Below are 2,625 nucleotides of genomic sequence, written 5' to 3'. Positions count from 1 at the left end.
CTGGCCACGGGGCTCGCGCTGGCGGAGCAGCTCGCGCGGGGGCAGGGACACTACGGGCTGCGCCCGGATGCGACCGCGGCGGTGCCGTCGCTCCCCACCGCGCCCGCTCGGTGATAGCCTGAAGCCCCGTGGGGTGCACCGGAGCCACACCAGCATTCATCCATTCCGGCGTCTGGACACGGGAGTCCCCTTGGCACTGAACCGAGCCGCATCGCGGTCCGCGACCAAGCACATCTTCGTCACCGGTGGCGTGGCGTCGTCGCTGGGTAAGGGGCTCACCGCCTCCAGCCTGGGGCAGCTTCTGACCGCGCGCGGACTCCGCGTGACCATGCAGAAGCTGGACCCGTACATCAACGTGGACCCGGGGACGATGAACCCGTTCCAGCACGGGGAGGTGTTCGTCACCGAGGACGGTGCGGAGGCCGACCTCGACCTGGGGCACTACGAGCGCTTCCTCGACCGCGACCTGAGCGCCAACGCCAACGTCACGACCGGCCAGGTGTACTCGGCCGTCATCGCCAAGGAGCGTCGCGGCGAGTACCTCGGGGACACCGTCCAGGTGATCCCGCACATCACCGACGCGATCAAGGAACGCATCATCGCGATGGGCGCGCCCGATGAGCAGGGCCGCCGCCCCGACGTGGTGATCACCGAGGTCGGTGGCACGGTCGGCGACATCGAGTCCCAGCCCTTCCTGGAGGCCTGCCGGCAGGTCCGCCACGAGGTCGGACGCGAGAACATCTTCTTCCTCCACGTCTCACTGGTCCCGTACCTCGCACCGTCGGGTGAGCTCAAGACCAAGCCCACCCAGCACTCCGTGGCGGCGCTGCGGTCCATCGGTATCGTCCCGGACGGCCTCGTCCTGCGGTGCGACCGCGAGGTGCCGGACGGGCTCAAGTCCAAGATCGCGCTCATGTGCGACGTGGACCTCGAGGGCGTGGTCTCCACCCCCGACGCCCCGAGCATCTACGACATCCCGAAGGTGCTCTTCGGTGAGCATCTCGACACCCACGTCATCCGCAAGCTCAACCTGCCCTTCCGGGACGTCGACTGGACCGTGTGGGGTGAACTCCTCAAGCGAGTCCACGAACCGCGCGAGGAGGTCGAGATCGCCCTGGTGGGCAAGTACATCGACCTGCCCGACGCCTATCTGTCGGTGACCGAGGCCCTGCGCGCAGGCGGGTTCGCCCACCGGGCGAGGGTCAACATCCGGTGGGTGGAGTCCGATGCCTGTGCCACCGAGGCCGGCGCGCGGGAGGCCCTCCGGGGCGTCGACGGCATGCTGATCCCCGGCGGTTTCGGTATCCGTGGGATCGAGGGCAAGCTGGGCGCCATCTCGTGGTCGCGGAAGAACCGCATCCCGTTGCTCGGACTGTGTCTGGGCCTGCAGTGTTCGGTCATCGAGGCGGCCCGGTCGGTCGGGCTCGACGGGGCCTCGTCCAGTGAGTTCGAGCCGGACACCGAGCATCCGGTGATCTCCACGATGGCGGACCAGGTCGACGCGGTGGCCGGCAACGCCGATCTCGGCGGGACGATGCGCCTGGGCGCGTACCCGGCCGTGCTCACCAAGGGGTCCCTGGTGGCGGAGGCCTACGGCGCCACGGAGATCTCCGAACGGCACCGACACCGGTTCGAGGTCAACAACGCCTACCGCGACAAGGTCGCCGAGTCCGGTCTGCGGTTCTCCGGCACCTCGCCCGACGGCCACCTGGTGGAGTTCGTCGAGTACCCGCCGGAGCAGCACCCCTTCTTCGTGGCCACCCAGGCCCACCCCGAGTACAAGTCGCGGCCGACACGCCCCCACCCGCTGTTCGCCGCGTTCATCAAGGCGGCCCTGGACTACGAGAACGAGATGCGACTGCCGGTCGAGCCGTGGCGGGCCGACCAGTCGGGTGGGTCCGCTCACGCGACCGTCGCCGCTCCGGACGCCAAGACGTCCAGCGTGCGTGCCGATGACGTCGATGCCGAGCTGACCTCCGACGTCCGCTCGGACGGGAGCTGATCGAGGTGACCGACTCCGGTGCCCCCGGGTCGCACGAGTACCGCACCATCGCCAGTCGGGAGGTCTTCGACGGCCGGATCGTCCGGCTACGTGTGGATACCCTCACGATGCCGGGCGGGGGCACCGCCGACCGCGAGATCTGCGGTCACGACGACGCTGTCGCGGTCATCGCCCTCGATGACTCCGATCAGGTGACGCTGGTCCGTCAGTACCGCCACGCGGTGGGGGAGCGGCTCTGGGAACTGCCGGCCGGACTGTGCGACGTCGACGGCGAACAGCCGGTCCAGACCGCGCAGCGCGAACTGGTCGAGGAGACCGGGCTGGAGGCGAGATCCTGGGAACCGGTGATCTCGATCGTTCCGTCGCCGGGATTCTGCACCGAACGCGTCCACGTGTTCCTGGCCAGGGGCCTGCGCGAGGTGACCCGGCCGGAGGCCATGCACGAGGAGGCGGACATGGAGGTGGCCCGGATGCCGTTCTCCGAGGCCGTGGACGCCGTCCTGGACGGGCGGATCGTCAACGGCATCGCCGTGGCCGGCATCCTCGCCGCGCGCGCGTCGATCGCCGGGCGCTGACGGGGCGTCCTGGCGATGACGCCGGCCGTGCCGCGATGACCCGGTCGG

1 protein-coding gene and 1 pseudogene are annotated in these 2,625 nt (G+C 69.8%); both read left to right on the top strand.

Annotation, left to right across the window (positions count from 1 at the left end; all coding sequences use genetic code 11):
• Positions 1-190: 190 nt before the first annotated feature.
• Positions 191-1,870, top strand: a pseudogene (locus tag G6020_RS09330) (CTP synthase); the annotation flags it as partial.
• 137 nt (positions 1,871-2,007) lie between these two features.
• Complete coding sequence (locus tag G6020_RS09325) at positions 2,008-2,577, top strand: NUDIX hydrolase (protein ID WP_179525180.1); 570 nt, start codon at positions 2,008-2,010, stop codon at positions 2,575-2,577.
• The last annotated feature ends 48 nt before the right edge of the window (positions 2,578-2,625 follow it).

The sequence above is a fragment of the Dietzia sp. B19 genome (genome assembly GCF_014145155.1).
Lineage (GTDB): Bacteria > Actinomycetota > Actinomycetes > Mycobacteriales > Mycobacteriaceae > Dietzia > Dietzia natronolimnaea.
The sequence above is the reverse complement of the archived record's forward strand: the minus strand, read 5'-3'. Positions and strand labels throughout refer to the sequence as shown.